The organism is Shewanella maritima (genome assembly GCF_043643735.1).
Lineage (GTDB): Bacteria > Pseudomonadota > Gammaproteobacteria > Enterobacterales > Shewanellaceae > Shewanella > Shewanella maritima_A.
On the sequence record NZ_JBHZSM010000022.1, the window covers coordinates 17,653 to 31,138 of the forward strand.

The following is a 13,486-nucleotide window of genomic DNA, read 5'->3' on the forward strand; positions in this document are numbered from 1 at the left end:
TGTTTAAGAGAGTGCTATGAATCCGTATCAAGCTCCATTGAAAGACATGCAGTTCCTGCTAGAAGACGTTTTCGAAGCGAATAAAACTTGGCAAAGCTTGCCTGATGTTGCCGAAATGGTAGATAGCGATACGGCATTGGCTATCTTAGATGAAGCCAGCAAAATAAGCCGTGATCTAATCCACCCTTTAAATAGAAGTGGTGATGAACAAGGTGTAAGCCATCAAGATGATAAAGTGATCACCCCAGATGGCTTTAAAGATGTTTACCAGCAATTTGCCGATGGCGGTTGGGTTGGTTTATGTGGCGACCCTGAGCTAGGTGGCATGGGCATGCCAAAAATGCTAGGTATTTTGGTTGATGAAATGGGCTACAGTGCATGTAACTCGTTTACTTTGTATGGCTCGTTAACTGCAGGTGCGGCGCTTTGTATTAATGCTCATGCCAGCGAAGAATTAAAGAATACTTATCTACCTAATTTATATTCTGGTCAATGGGCCGGTGCAATGGATATGACTGAGCCACAGTCTGGTTCCGATTTGCGTACCATTCGCACTAAAGCTGTGCCACAGGATGATGGCAGCTATGCAATTAGCGGCACCAAGATTTTTATTACCGGTGGCGATCATGATTTAACCGAAAACGTAGTGCATTTAGTACTTGCCAAATTACCCAATTCAAAAGGTATTTCACTTTTTTTAGTGCCTAAAGTACAAGTGAACGATGATGGTAGTTTAGGTGAACCAAATGGTGTGACAGTCGGCTCTATTGAACACAAAATGGGGCTTAAAGCCTCTGCGACTTGTGTGATGAACTATGACAATGCCAAAGGTTTCTTAGTCGGTAAGCCAAACCGCGGACTTGTATGTATGTTCACTATGATGAACTACGAGCGTTTGGCCATAGGTATTCAAGGTTTGGGTAGTGCTCAAGCGGCTTATCAAATGGCGACCGATTATGCCAAAGAACGTATGCAAGGTTTAGCGGCTGGTGGCTCACCAACAGGTGCAGACAGTGATCCAATTATTGTTCATGGTGATGTGCGCCGCATGTTACTGAGCATCCGTGCAATGACAGAAGCTGGTCGAGCTTTGTCAGTATTCACTGGCAAGCAATTAGATTTAGCTAAATTTGCTGCTGATGATGTTAAGGCAAAAGCAAGCCGTTATGTTGGCTTAATGACGCCGGTAGCGAAGGCTTTTTTAACTGATCGTGGTTTAGAGTCAACTATTTTAGCCCAGCAGGTATTTGGTGGTCATGGTTATATCCGCGAAACAGGCATTGAGCAGTTAGTTCGAGATACGCGTATTGCGCAAATCTACGAAGGTACAAACGGTATTCAAGCAATAGACTTCTTAGGGCGTAAAGTCACGGGTGATAATCTCGCGACCTTAACGGAGTTTGTTGCAGATGTGACTGAAGATATTGCCTTACTGGGTTCTGCTGATGCAGATAAACAAGCTGTGTTATCTCGTTTCAATGCGATCTTAAGTACTGCAAGTTACATCAATGACAACAAGACAAGCCAACCCGCGCTGATTAATGCGTGTGCAGTCGACTTCTTAGATGCCTTTGGTTATGCCTTGTATGGTTATTACTGGTTATTGATGGCTGATAAATCTGCCAATCATGAAGATAAGCAATTTGCTGAGCAAAAAGCCTTTGTCGCGCGTTTCTATTTAGACAAGCTATTAGCGAAGACTGATTATCACTTGTCTCAAGTTGATCAAGGTGATGCAGCTATTATGGCGATGCCTGCAGATATGTTCTAAAAAAGCAAATTTGCTTGATGCAATATAGAATAAAGCCGCGATAACGATTAGGTTATCGCGGCTTCTTTATTAGCAGTTAGGCTATTTTTGTCGTTTACTCAATAGGTGACTGAGCAGTAGTGTTAGTTCAGTCTTTATCCTAGCCAAAGCGTTGTTTTATCGGCATCAATGATAGATAAACTGACAGTATCTTTAGGGCTTTCAGTTAACACCAATTTTCCTTGCATTAACTCATCTCGTCTAAACCAGTGCAGGTTAAGTTCTGTACCGATTTCAAGGTTTTGCAGTTGTTTTTCAAAGCTGCTATCAACTTGTAGATTATCAGCGGCTATGAATATATCACCAGCACTCAGACCTGCTTGATGGGCTGGACTATCATGGGCAACAGCGAGGACTTTAACGCCTAGTGGCGCTGGAGCCACTTTAGCACCAAATGCCACTTTGTAGCCTTGATGATGACTGCCGCCAGTATCCTCTGCGCCTTGGCTGGTGCGCAAGTTCAGTTTTACACCGACTTTTTCAAGTAATGGTGCAAGTGGCAAGTCGTCAGTTGAGTTTAGATAAGCAAATAACTCATCGCAATTTCGCCCTAACAAGGATTCTACAATGCGCTGATGTGAATCTACTTCGGTACCTATACCGGTTAGACCATATTGTTGCCATAACTCGGTCATCACATCATCTAAGGAATATTTTCCTTGGGTTTCGATACGCAAGGTTAAATCAAGCATTAAGGCAAACATCGCGCCTTTGGTGTAGTAACTCACAATGGCGTTAGCGGCATTTTCTTTTTGTTGGTAGAAAGTGGTCCAAGTATTAAAACTGGAGTCATTCAGTGTTTGTATAAAGCGCCCTTGGCCACGATAAACGCGAGTCATCAGTTCGCTGAGCATATCAAGGTATTGTTTTTGACTGACTCGGCCACTGCGGTAGGTGATAAAATCATCAAAGTAAGAGGTGATCCCCTCATAAGCCCATAATTGTTTCGTGTAAGACTCTTGGCTCAAATCAAATGGGGTAAACTCTGCTGGCTTAATCCGCTTTACATTCCAGCTATGAAAATACTCGTGACTACACAGTGATAAGTAGGTGCGATACCCTTTGGTTACTTCAGCATCCATCGATGTAGGCAAATCATTTCGGGAACACATTAGTGCCGTTGACGCCTTATGTTCAAGACCGCCAAAGCCTTTATCTAGTACTGTGGTCATGAACACATAGCGTTCAAAGGGAGCGGGTGTGCCAAAAAACTTGATCTGGTATTCACAAATGGCGGTTAAGTCTTTAATGAGTCTTGGCATGTACGCGCGATGTTTACCGCTGAGCACAATATCATGAGGGACTGAACAGGCTTCAAAAGTGGCAATGGTTAAGTCACCCATTTCAAAAGGGTGATCAATTAAATCATCATAGTTTTCTGCACTGAATTCACCGAAACCAAATTGCTCACCTTGGGTGCGGGCCATACTACTGGCAAGTTTCCAATCGTGTAATTCAGCTAACGCAGGTTTTGCGACGGTTAATTGATGTGGTTGAGATTCAAGCCCTTTAGCGGCCAGAAAAACACTGCTGCCATTAAAAAAACCATGGTTGGTATCTAAATGCGCAGTTCTTACCGATAAATCCCACGCGTAGACTTGATAGCTTAGAGACACGACGCCAGCAGCATTATTGATTTGCCATGTTTGCTTATCGATTTGGTTAATCGTTAATGGTTGCTTTTGTTGATCATAAGCTTTGAGGTTAATAATGTTTTTAGCGAAATCTCTGATCATATAGCTGCCAGGTAGCCAAGCGGGCAGGGTGAATACTTGTTGAGCTTGGGCATGTTCGATGCTGACACTTACCTCAAATAAGTGGGCTTTTGGGTCTATGGCGTGAATATGGTAATGCATGAAGTCAGTCCCTTTTATGATGATTGGGCTCAATAATATCTAGGTGTGACGTTGACTCGCCACACAAGCTTGATATGAGTGTGGCTCATGCTGCCAAAATCAGTTGCATTAGGCAATGGCTTTTGATGTTTGGATAACTCAGCTCGCATATTAAACAAGCTGTAATACGGCAGTACTTGTTGTCATTTAATACTGCGTGAACGACTTATCATGTGGAGTAATTACACATCAAAAGCGCTGCCTTGTATAAATTTCCTATAACGCGCTGCAAAAGTAATTTTGAAAGGTCAACAAGCCCTAGTTATTTTTATCGAGGTGATGTGGTTATTTGTGACACTGACAAATAATTAAGATAAAAATTAGGCTGACTGCTTGAGATTATTACGCTTTTACTAGTGCCAGCCCCATAACAATTGCTAGAATCCACATGCAATCAACCCTTGAGTTGCTACAATAAACGTTTACAACTACAAGCAACGACAATCATGTAACATGAGGATGTCACCATGGCCGAAGAAACCATCTTTAGTAAAATCATTCGTCGAGAAATTCCTGCAGATATTCTTTATCAAGATGAGTTAGTCACCGCATTTAGAGATATTGCAGCCCAAGCGCCAACACACATCTTAATTATTCCAAACCACTTGATCCCAACGACTAACGATGTCAAAGCGTCTGATGAAAAAGCATTAGGAAGAATGATGACAGTGGCTGCAAAACTGGCTGATGAAGCAGGGATTGCTGAAGATGGATATCGATTAATCATGAACTGTAATAAGCATGGTGGCCAAGAGGTTTACCATATTCACATGCACCTTGTTGGTGGTCGTCCACTAGGACCAATGTTATCTCATGACTGATCATATTGATAAAACCTTAAAGGTTAATCCTGAATTTTTTCCACTGACTGAAGTGGCTACTCGCTTTGTTAATCAATTAGCCCATTGCAGAAAGTTAGGTTTAACTGTGCAAGAGGCCAGTGAACACCATGTATTGCTTGAATTACCTTACAGCCAAGACATTGTTGGCTACCCAGATACGGGGGTGATTCATGGTGGTGTCATTACCACGATTATTGATACCGCTTGTGGTACTGCAGTGGTTTGCGCCATTTTAGATAAATTTAAATCGCTGGAAATATCACCAACTCTTGATTTACGGGTTGATTATATGCGCCCAGCTGAACCCAACAAGGCTGTGTATGCCTTTGTTGAGTGTTATAGGCTGACTTCTAGCGTGGCCTTTACGCGTGCTATTGCGTATCAAGACAGTATTGATGAGCCTATTGCTCATGCTGTGGGCTCTTTTATGCGCATTAGCCCTGAAATGATTGGCGAAGAGTTTAGACAAGCTTTGATGGGCGATGCAGAGCCGTTGTTCTCACCAGAGGGTGCGGATGAGTTAATGTCTGCAAATGAGAATACAGCTGCAGAGTTAATCCAGCAAGATGGCCAATTTGACCCGTTAAATGTACAGGATGTGGTCAAGCGTGCCATTGAATTGAATGACTACAGCTATTTACTTGAGAAGGTACCGTACTCACAGTTTATTGGCATGTCTGTTGAACGCTTTGGCGATGAAATGGTGTTCAAGCTACCCACAAAAGGCAGCAACATTGGTAACCCAATTTTGCCTGCAATTCATGGTGGCGTGATCGCTGGTTTTATGGAAATGTCGGCCATTGTGCAGTTAATGGTATTTATGCAAGCCAAAAAAGTCCCTAAAATTATCGATTTTTCTATCGATTATTTACGTGCGGGTTTACATCAAGACACCTTTGCCGAGTGTAAAATTACACGTCAGGGTAGACGTGTCGCCAACGTTAGCATAAATTGTTGGCAATCTAACCGTAAGCAGTTGATAGCCACTGCTCGGGCACACTTTTTATTAGAATAGGAGCGAGATATGAAAATAACGCAATGGTTAATGATTGCTTTAGCATTAGTCGTCACAGGCTGTGCAAATCATACAGCGGGCATTTCAGCAAGCTCAACAGGTGACATTCGGGTTGATAACCGTAAATTTGAAAGTGAAGTCAGCGTGTCAGATGTGCGCCAGCGTATGTCAGGCGATTTATTGCAAGGCTCTGCAGTCATTGCAAGCCGTGTAGCAACAGATTTACGTTTACAGTATAAATTCACTTGGTATGACGCTGAGGGCTTTACTTTAGAAGATGAAGCAAGCAGCTGGAAGTCGCTGAAACTTCACGGAATGCAGCAAATGCAGGTCGCAGCCGTGGCGCCAAATCCTCAAGCGAGCCGCTTTGAAGTGTATGTGAGAAAAGCGTTCTCACATTAACAGCGCGCCATAAATCCAATCAATTAATGCGGCATCTGCTGTTAATTGGGGATATCCCTGATATTTGCCGCATTACATCTGTTCATTGTGTTTTTTAATGTATTTACCTGTGAGTGGGCAAGCATAATTTTGTGCAAAGCTGCTCGTTGAGCAAAAACCAGCTTGCACTGACCGAGAATGTTAACACTGGTATCAAATCAGCGTGACATGTGATGGTTTTGCGTGTTTTTGCTTCAATCGGGTTAATATAAAGTATTATTCAATAGCAAATTCTAAGTTCTTTTAGGTATAATCCCCGTCGCCAAGGGGTGTTAGCGTAACGCTGACTGAGATGTTGAAATACAAACCCTTAGAACCTGATCCGGCTAATACCGGCGTAGGAATGGGCTACATCTTTATTCTGTGCACATCTTATTGCTACCGATGCCGGATCTCAAAATTGGAATTTGAGGTCCTATGTTGTCATTTAAATCTAAATCATCGCTAGCCTTAGCGATTATCGCCACCTTTTCGACCAGTATCAGTACACATGCTGCCAATACTCCCGTTGTTTCCGAAGAAGAGCAAATGGAAGTTATTGTTGTTAATGCCGATTTTAGTAACATTCAACTTGAAAAAATGCCTTCAAGCGTCACAGTCATTTCAGAGCAGCAATTGCAAGATGAAGGTGCACAGCATTTTGAAGATGTATTGAATTCTATTGCTAACTTTAACTGGTCGGGCGGTAGTTCTCGCCCTAAATACTTCCAAATTCGTGGTGTGGGTGAGCAAGAGCAATATCAAGGCGCTCCTAACTCTTCTGTGGGCTTCATTGTTGATGATATCGATTTATCTGGCTTAGGCATGGTCTCTAGCATGTACGACATGCAGCAAGTTGAAGTACTTCGAGGCCCACAAGGTACTCAATATGGTGCTAATGCCTTGGCAGGTTTGATTTACCTTAAAAGTAATGATCCAACAGATTATTTCGAACACGGCGCTAAAGTCAGCTTAGGCGATGATGACTTACGTACTTTCTCAGGTTTCAGTTCGGGCCCCATCACCGACTCTGGTGATTTACTTTACCGTGTATCAGTAGAAAAGCATGATCAAAATGGTTACCGCACTAATGATTACTTAGGCCGCGATGACACCAATGGCCGTGATGAGCTGACCGCGCGTGCTAAGTTGCGCTGGTATGCAACCGACACCTTGCAAATTGACTTAAACTTGCTGCACGGCAATTTTGATAATGGCTATGATGCTTGGACATTAGATAACAACGGCTTCAATACCCTTACAGATATGCCTGGTGTCGATACCCAGAAAACCACAGGTGCTGGCCTTAAGTTCACTTACTCAGGTGCTGAGAATGTTGAACTAACATCGTTAACATCATTTGCGAAAACCGATCACCGCCATATGTATGATGGTGACTGGGCAAATCCTGATTACTGGGCTGGTAAGGAATGTGTTGCCTATGATGATGACTGGAATGTGATTGGCAAAGAGCCGTGTGTATATGACTATTTCTGGGATAAGCGTGGTACCCGCAAAACCGTGTCTCAAGAGTTTCGTTTATCTTCAACAGAATCAGGCAAAATCTTTAATGATTCTACTGACTGGCTAGTTGGCGTGTATGCGATGAATCTGCAAGAAGACAATGATTTGTATTCTGAATACAACGAGTGGCCAGATGAAGTGTTAGTGTCGGATTATGAAGCGACTAACTATGCAGTATTTGCTCAACTAGATACGCAATTAGGCTCTGACTACTTGCTTTCAACTGGTTTACGTATCGAGCGACGTGAAAGCGACTATATGGATTCAAATGGTGATGTATTTGAGCCTTCAGAAAACATGTGGGGTGGCCACATTGCGTTATCTAAAGTGATTAATGACGATCATAATGCTTATATTAGAGTGGCTCGAGGTTATAAAGCAGGTGGGTTTAATATGACATTACCACCTGAATTGGCTGATAAAAAAGAATTTGATACTGAAACGCTATATAACTACGAGTTGGGTTTAAAATCGAGCTGGTTTGATGGTGACGTGGACAGCAATTTTGCGCTGTTCTATATGGATAGACGCGATCAACAAGTAGCGGCTTCTATACAAGACCCTGATAACCCACAACGCTTTATTTTGTTCACTGAAAATGCGGGCAGCTCTCATAATTATGGTGCTGAAGTAGATGCTAATTGGTATCCAACTGATAACATCCAAGTATATGGTAGTTTGGGCTGGTTAGAGACCGCTTATGGTGATTACCAGTACAGTGACAAATACGGTGGTGTTGTTGACTTAACTGGTCGTGATTTAGCCCACTCACCACGTTTCACTTACAGCATGGGTATGACGTATTTTGCTGATGAGGGCTGGTTTGCCAATATCAATGCCAGTGGTAAAAGTGATTTTTATTACTCAGATAGCAACGACTCAAAATCAGAAGCTTATACCATCTTTAATGCTCGTTTAGGTTATGAAGCTGACTCTTGGTCAGCTTACCTTTGGGGTCGTAACTTGTTTGATAAGCAATATGGTGTGCGTGGCTTCTACTTTGGTAATGAGCCAGACCTAGACTGGGCTGACAAGCAATACATCCGCTATGCTGATCCGCGTCAACTTGGTTTAACGTTAGAATATAAAATCATGTAAATCGTGAACGCGTTTCCCCATTAACGGCGGCGAAAGCTGCCGTTGTTATATTGTTGAATATTAAAAATTGACCTTGTAATACCGGCTACTTGTTAAACCAAGTACCTGTTAAACCAATTCCCTACTAAACCTTAGTAGTGATGTGTAACCTAGGCATGCTTTAACTATTGTTTGGTTATGATTATAAAAGGGTAACCCATGAAATTAACTGCAGAAATTAGTATGTATCCATTTAATGAGCAATATCTTGAGCCGATTAAATGGTTTATCCAGCGCCTTGATGGCTACGCCAATATTGAGCGTAAAACCAATGCAATGGCCACTCAAGTGTGCGGTGAGTATGCTGATGTGATGAATATGCTTGCTATCGAAATGCAAGCTGCTCACGAGAAGTTTGGTAAAGCTGCGTTTGTATGTAAATTTATTGGCGGTGAGTTAGATCTCAGTCATAGCGAATAACAGGAACTAATATGATTGAGGCATTCTCTCAGGCCATTGCCGATGCAGGCGCAATGACTGCTTGGGAATCAGTCGCGGTAGTGTTAGCGATTGCGTATTTAGCACTGGCAATGAAAGCCAATAAACTTTGCTGGTTTGCCGCTTTTTTTAGTACGTTAATTTATACCGTGCTGTTTTGGAATGTCTCGTTATTGATGGAATCGGCACTCAATGTCTATTACATGGGCATGGCGGTTTACGGTTACTGGTTGTGGGTATACCGTCCTAATAATGCCTTGCCATCAGAGCAAGCTGCCAACACTGGCTCAGCCTCTCAAACTGGTTCAGATATTGTGTCATGGTCATTGCAACGACACTTAACCATTATTGCAGTTACAAGTGTCATTTCGTTGATTTTGGGCTATGTAATGGCGACATACACCCAAGCGTCATTTGCTTACCTTGATGCGGCAACAACCTGTTTTGCGGTAATGACGACTTACTTGGTTGCCAAAAAAGTATTGGAAAACTGGTTGTATTGGGTGGTGATTGATTTAGTGAGTATTTATCTGTATTTCCACAAAGGGTTGATGCTGACATCGCTATTGTTTGTCGGTTATGTGTTTATGGCTGTTGCGGGTTATTTTATGTGGAAAAAGCGACTTGAACCTTCACAACACAACGCGGCGATTGCGAGTCTATGAACTCCCTCGAAGCCAAGCTGAGTCGATTTTTAGTCGATGATGTGATTACTCAACTACAAAATCTTATGCCTGCTCAGCTTTGGCAACAGCTACAACAAACGTGCACTACGATTTCCAGCTTGTCTGGCTTAAGTAATACTAACTTGCAGCTGCACTGCATTGACGGTGATAAAGTGCTGAGAATAAATACTCAGTCAAGTACATGGTGTAACAGACAGTTAGAAACCGCTTGCTGGCAACAAGCTTACTTACAAGATTTAGCACCAAAGTTATTGTGGTACTCATTGAATGGTGAGTATTACTTGAGTGAGTATGTAAACCAAGCACAATCTTGGCAAGGTATGATCAATGATCAGAGCTTGATAGCGGAATCAAATAATCAGCAACAAAAAACTAAGCGACTACAAGCTAACCAACAACAAGCTAAACAGCAAAACAGACCTACCTTATCAAGCGAGCAATTCATTCCGTTACTGACAGACTTATTAGTCTCATTACATAAATTGCCTGTACCTGATGTGCAAATGTCAGTAACACAGCAATATAATGATTATCTTGAACAGCTTGAGCGTTATAGCGCTGTCATCGTAGATAGGGAAATAGCCGTTCCACAATTGCCTGTTTCTCAATGGGTTGAGGTAAAGACAGTTAACTCGAATCCCATTAAGCTGGGCTGTCATCAACCATCGAAAGAGACATCTTGGCAAGCATGTTTTAATGGCATTGTTAATCTACATTCTTCAATTATTCAGTGGTTATCTGAGTTAGATAAACCTCAATTCAATTTAACTTTTTGTCATAGAGACTTATCGCCAGACAATATTTTATTGACCACGAATCAATGCAAACAGCCGAAATTGCAATGTATTGATTTTGAATATGCCGTTGCCAGCCATCCTTTATTCGATGTTGCCAGTGTGGTGGCCAGTCACCATTTCACTAGACAACAAGCTGAGCAGCTCTTGGCTAGCTATGTCTCGCAAATGTCACTAACATCAATCGGTGATAAACAGCTTGATTCGGCGCTGAATATGTATTGGGTATTTGCTGCCATGTGGGCGCTATTAATGTGGGTAAATGAACCAAATAAGGCACAGCACTATATTGATTACTTTCAGCATGCTATTGCTCAGTTGACGGATTAATTACCATCATAGACATATGTTTGTTCTGTTTTATGCTTTTCCCTTGATAGTCATATTTGCTCGCAAAATTAGCCATGTCATCTAAGTTTCAATTAGTTTGAAATAAACAGGCCTGAGTTAAGGTCTTTTAAAGTAGATAAAGTAATGACCCGTTCATAAGGATGAACCATGCAATCAATTGTAAATTTATATAATCAGGTGTTTGACAGAATCAAACTACTTGATGGCCTTGCGCCTCTAGCTTTAAGGATTTATTTAGCGCCAGTATTAATGCAGGCAGGCTATAACAAGCTTTCTCACTTTAGTGATACTGCCGCATGGTTTGGCAATCCTGATTGGGGACTAGGTTTACCCATGCCTGAGCTGATGGTGGCATTAGCTGCGGGTACTGAGTTTTTTGGCGGTATTCTATTGTTAATAGGTTTAGCCACTCGCCTTGTGGCAATTCCAATGATGTTTACCATGTTGGTGGCGGCATTTGCAGTACATTGGGAAAATGGCTGGCTCGCAATTGCTGATGCTAGTTCGTGGCTTGCCAATGAGTCTGTTGCAGCATCTTCTGAGAAGTTGGCGATGGCAAAGAGTATCTTACAAGAGCATGGCAATTATGAGTGGCTGACAAGCTCAGGTAATTTCGTGGTCTTAAATAATGGTATTGAGTTCGCGATAACCTATTTTGTGATGCTGTTAGCGTTATTAATGATGGGAGGTGGTCGCTTTACTAGTGTCGATCATTTCATCAGCAAGAAATTCAGTTAAGCATAAAATCAAAAAAATGATGTAATTCAGCAAGTAAAATATCCCACCAACCTGGTGGGATATTTGTTAATATAGCTGAAAAATAGTATAAAAAGGACGTACAGTGGACGCTAAAACCTTACTGCTAACTCGCCAATCAACGCCACGATTGACTGCTCCAGCACCTGATGCAGCACAATTACAATTCATTCTTGATGCCGGTATTCGCGTACCTGATCATTGTGGTCTGTCGCCTTGGGAATTTGTTATTGCCCAAGGGGAAGGACTGGATAAATTAGGTGATGTGTTATCGCAAGCTGCATTGGCTAAAGGCGCTGAAGAAGGCTTTGTTGAGAAAGCTAAAAAAATGCCTCACCGTGCACCAATGGTTATCACCGTGGTGGCAAAAGTTCAGGAGCATCCAAAGGTTCCAGTGTTAGAACAACACTTAGCAGCAGGCTGCGCGACGATGGCAATGCAACAAGCTGCATTTGCGCTTGGTCTTGGTGCTGTGTGGCGTACTGGCGATTTTGCGTTCGATGCAAACGTTAATCAGGGGTTAGGGTTGGCGCAAGATGATCAAGTGGTCGGCTTTTTATATATTGGAACACCCGCGTTGAACGCCAATATTAAACCACAAAAATCGGGCAGTGATTTTGTAAGATATTTATAATCGCCAATCAACTGTTTAACTGAAGCGTTTATCTGAAAGGGTAAACGCTTTTTTAATGCTGCTTATAGCTATGTTTGGCACTACTCAGGCAAAATGGCTAACCATATAAACGATTTTTTCTAGCTGTGACAATTAGATGATTGACACAGACTCATTGCTTTCCCACAATAGCCGCACAATTTAAACGTCATGGTAATTTTGTTCAACTTGCGATCTATACCAATAATAGTGAGCAGCTTAACTAGTACGTTTTTTTCAGATTAAATATCAAAATAGGATAACGATTGCCTTTTATGTTTTGGGTTAAAAAGCTCGTCAGTCAGTTGTTTATGCCAATTCCCTTAGCAAGTTTACTTGTGGTCACTGGCCTGCTGTTAATCTGTAGCGGCTATCTCAATAAAAAAATCAGTCGCGCTAGAACATTGGGTATCAGCTTTATTGCTGTAGGCGTAAGTCTTGTGGTGCTTTTGAGCCAATTACATGTGAGTAATGCATTAGTGGCGACGTTAGAAAAGCAATATCCAGTGCAAAATCAGATGCCCGCAAGTGCATTGTTAACCTCAGGTATTGAGATAGATACCCCAGATAGACTTATTTGGGATAATAAAGATTCTAATGATACTAGTGAGTCTTGTTTTGTGATGGTACTGGGTTCTGGAAATCGCGCCGCAACCGAGCATACAAGTTTACAGCAACTCTCTAGTACCGCTTTGGCAAGATTGTCTGAAGGGGTAAAACAGTGGCAACTCGCGCCACAATGTAAGCTTATTGTCAGTGGCTGGAGCGGTGGATATTTACCTCAATCTCACGCGCAAATGATGGCCAATGCGGCAATTGAATTTGGGGTCACACCTGAGAAAATTATTCGCTTTGATCATCCTAAAGATACCATAGAGGAGGCTCAGGCTGCCTTAGCGCTGATTGGTGAACAACCCTTTAGGCTGGTAACCTCAGCCACTCACATGCCGAGATCGATGTCTATTTTTACTTATCTTGGTATGCAGCCGACAGCTGCGCCAAGTGACTTTATCCAGAGGCATGGCGCATGGTGGCGACTGGATGCGCAACATTTATTGAATAGCCAAAAAGCCATCCATGAATATGTGGGGCGGTTATGGTTGTTTTTTAAAGGGTATGGTTAAATTGCCACTTAATGAATCGGTGATTCATCACAAGAACCATAA

General features: G+C 42.2%; 12 protein-coding genes and 1 riboswitch. Of the genes, 11 read left to right on the top strand and 1 reads right to left on the bottom strand.

All coding sequences use genetic code 11. From position 1 onward, the window contains the following. Positions 1-16: 16 nt before the first annotated feature. Positions 17-1,771, top strand: a complete 1,755-nt coding sequence (locus ACHUGF_RS17215) for an acyl-CoA dehydrogenase family protein (protein WP_394133072.1) — start codon at positions 17-19, stop codon at positions 1,769-1,771. Between the two features lie 134 nt (positions 1,772-1,905). Here ACHUGF_RS17215 and ACHUGF_RS17220 read toward each other — a convergent pair whose 3' ends face one another. Beyond that, positions 1,906-3,666: a M61 family metallopeptidase gene (locus ACHUGF_RS17220; RefSeq protein WP_394133074.1), complete on the bottom strand. Its 1,761-nt coding sequence runs from the start codon at positions 3,664-3,666 to the stop codon at positions 1,906-1,908. A 506-nt stretch (positions 3,667-4,172) separates the two neighbouring features. Here ACHUGF_RS17220 and hinT point away from each other — a divergent pair. The 10 genes from hinT (at position 4,173) to ACHUGF_RS17270 (ending at position 13,444) form a co-directional block, all read left to right on the top strand. After that, the gene (hinT, locus tag ACHUGF_RS17225) at positions 4,173-4,526 is read left to right on the top strand and encodes a purine nucleoside phosphoramidase (protein WP_394133076.1); all 354 of its coding nucleotides are present in this window, start codon (positions 4,173-4,175) and stop codon (positions 4,524-4,526) included. After that, entirely contained in the window at positions 4,519-5,562 is a 1,044-nt protein-coding gene (locus ACHUGF_RS17230; protein WP_394133078.1) for a PaaI family thioesterase, read from the top strand. The genes hinT and ACHUGF_RS17230 overlap by 8 nt, the downstream gene beginning before the upstream one ends. 9 nt (positions 5,563-5,571) lie before the next feature. Then, positions 5,572-5,964, top strand: coding sequence for a YcfL family putative periplasmic lipoprotein (locus ACHUGF_RS17235; protein WP_394133080.1), 393 nt, complete (start codon positions 5,572-5,574; stop codon positions 5,962-5,964). A gap of 294 nt (positions 5,965-6,258) precedes the next feature. After that, positions 6,259-6,364, top strand: a riboswitch (TPP riboswitch). Between the two features lie 56 nt (positions 6,365-6,420). Further along, positions 6,421-8,604, top strand: a complete 2,184-nt coding sequence (locus ACHUGF_RS17240; RefSeq protein WP_394133082.1) for a TonB-dependent receptor — start codon at positions 6,421-6,423, stop codon at positions 8,602-8,604. 198 nt (positions 8,605-8,802) lie between these two features. Continuing rightward, entirely contained in the window at positions 8,803-9,063 is a 261-nt protein-coding gene (locus ACHUGF_RS17245; RefSeq protein WP_394133084.1) for a hypothetical protein, read from the top strand. 11 nt (positions 9,064-9,074) lie between these two features. Next, positions 9,075-9,746 carry a nicotinamide riboside transporter PnuC gene (pnuC, locus tag ACHUGF_RS17250; RefSeq protein WP_394133086.1) on the top strand — a complete coding sequence of 224 codons (672 nt, stop codon included), beginning with the start codon at positions 9,075-9,077 and terminating at the stop codon, positions 9,744-9,746. Continuing rightward, positions 9,743-10,891 carry a phosphotransferase family protein gene (locus ACHUGF_RS17255; protein ID WP_394133088.1) on the top strand — a complete coding sequence of 383 codons (1,149 nt, stop codon included), beginning with the start codon at positions 9,743-9,745 and terminating at the stop codon, positions 10,889-10,891. Before pnuC ends, ACHUGF_RS17255 begins: the two co-directional genes overlap by 4 nt. Positions 10,892-11,059: 168 nt before the next feature. Beyond that, positions 11,060-11,650 (top strand): HvfX family Cu-binding RiPP maturation protein, encoded by a 591-nt coding sequence (locus ACHUGF_RS17260; protein WP_394133090.1) that lies wholly within the window; start codon positions 11,060-11,062, stop codon positions 11,648-11,650. 103 nt (positions 11,651-11,753) lie between these two features. After that, complete coding sequence (locus ACHUGF_RS17265; protein WP_394133092.1) at positions 11,754-12,302, top strand: NAD(P)H nitroreductase; 549 nt, start codon at positions 11,754-11,756, stop codon at positions 12,300-12,302. Positions 12,303-12,595: 293 nt separating this feature from the next. Further along, a complete protein-coding gene (locus tag ACHUGF_RS17270; RefSeq protein WP_394133094.1) occupies positions 12,596-13,444 on the top strand; it encodes an ElyC/SanA/YdcF family protein in 849 nt (282 codons plus the stop codon). Positions 13,445-13,486 lie beyond the last annotated feature (42 nt).

Bases quoted from the DNA above. Each gene is read 5' to 3' on its own strand.
- ACHUGF_RS17215 (WP_394133072.1), top strand. From the start codon at position 17: ATGAATCCGTATCAAGCTCCATTGAAAGACATGCAGTTCCTGCTAGAA.
- ACHUGF_RS17220 (WP_394133074.1), bottom strand. From the start codon at position 3,666: ATGCATTACCATATTCACGCCATAGACCCAAAAGCCCACTTATTTGAG.
- hinT (WP_394133076.1), top strand. From the start codon at position 4,173: ATGGCCGAAGAAACCATCTTTAGTAAAATCATTCGTCGAGAAATTCCT.
- ACHUGF_RS17230 (WP_394133078.1), top strand. From the start codon at position 4,519: ATGACTGATCATATTGATAAAACCTTAAAGGTTAATCCTGAATTTTTT.
- ACHUGF_RS17235 (WP_394133080.1), top strand. From the start codon at position 5,572: ATGAAAATAACGCAATGGTTAATGATTGCTTTAGCATTAGTCGTCACA.
- ACHUGF_RS17240 (WP_394133082.1), top strand. From the start codon at position 6,421: ATGTTGTCATTTAAATCTAAATCATCGCTAGCCTTAGCGATTATCGCC.
- ACHUGF_RS17245 (WP_394133084.1), top strand. From the start codon at position 8,803: ATGAAATTAACTGCAGAAATTAGTATGTATCCATTTAATGAGCAATAT.
- pnuC (WP_394133086.1), top strand. From the start codon at position 9,075: ATGATTGAGGCATTCTCTCAGGCCATTGCCGATGCAGGCGCAATGACT.
- ACHUGF_RS17255 (WP_394133088.1), top strand. From the start codon at position 9,743: ATGAACTCCCTCGAAGCCAAGCTGAGTCGATTTTTAGTCGATGATGTG.
- ACHUGF_RS17260 (WP_394133090.1), top strand. From the start codon at position 11,060: ATGCAATCAATTGTAAATTTATATAATCAGGTGTTTGACAGAATCAAA.
- ACHUGF_RS17270 (WP_394133094.1), top strand. From the start codon at position 12,596: ATGTTTTGGGTTAAAAAGCTCGTCAGTCAGTTGTTTATGCCAATTCCC.